This window comes from Luedemannella flava, assembly GCF_039528515.1.
Lineage (GTDB): Bacteria > Actinomycetota > Actinomycetes > Mycobacteriales > Micromonosporaceae > Luedemannella > Luedemannella flava.
Genome location: NZ_BAAALT010000314.1, coordinates 1 through 654 on the forward strand (window position 1 = coordinate 1; position 654 = coordinate 654).

The 654-nt window shown below is 64.7% G+C and carries 1 protein-coding gene; it reads right to left on the reverse strand.

Annotation, left to right across the window (positions count from 1 at the left end; translation table 11 throughout):
* Window positions 1-554 (reverse strand): IS5 family transposase (locus ABD211_RS32925; protein WP_344140426.1); only part of this gene is annotated, 554 nt, incomplete at its 3' end.
* Window positions 555-654: the final 100 nt, after the last annotated feature.

Sequence of the window (654 nt, forward strand, 5' to 3'; positions counted from 1 at the left end):
ACCCACGCCTTGGTCACCGTCGGGGTGTGCTCAACCACTTTGTCGAGCAACTTGATTCCGATCGCGTTGTCGGTCACCGACGCGGCCGTCACCACCACCGCGATGATGAGTCCGAGTGCGTCGACGGCCAGACCCCGCTTACGACCCGGCACCTTCTTGCCCGCGTCTTTACCGGTCGTGGCGGCCGGAACATGGTTCGCGGCGCGGATCGACTGGGTGTCCAACACGACCGCCGTCGGGTCCTCCGCCCGACCGGCTTTCTCCCGCGCCTGGCAGCGCAACAGATCGTGGATCGCCTGGTCGGTGCCGTCGTCACGCCACAAGGCGAAGTAGTAGTACGTCGCGGACTTCGGCGGCAGATCATGCGGCAGGTACGCCCACTGACAGCCGGTCCGGTTCTGGTAAAAGATCGAGTTCAGGATCTCCCGCAACTCATAGCGGCCCTGATGCCCCGACACCGACGGATGCCGGGCCTTCCACGCCTCCAGGAACGGGCCGACCACCGCCCACTGGGCGTCGGTCACGTCGCTGGGATACGGCTTACGTCCATCCACGACCAACCCAACGGCAACCGGCACGAGCGGACATCAGCGGGACCAGAACCTCACAACATCGAGCGAGGACGAACTACGGAAACCTCGCAAAACGTCCTCT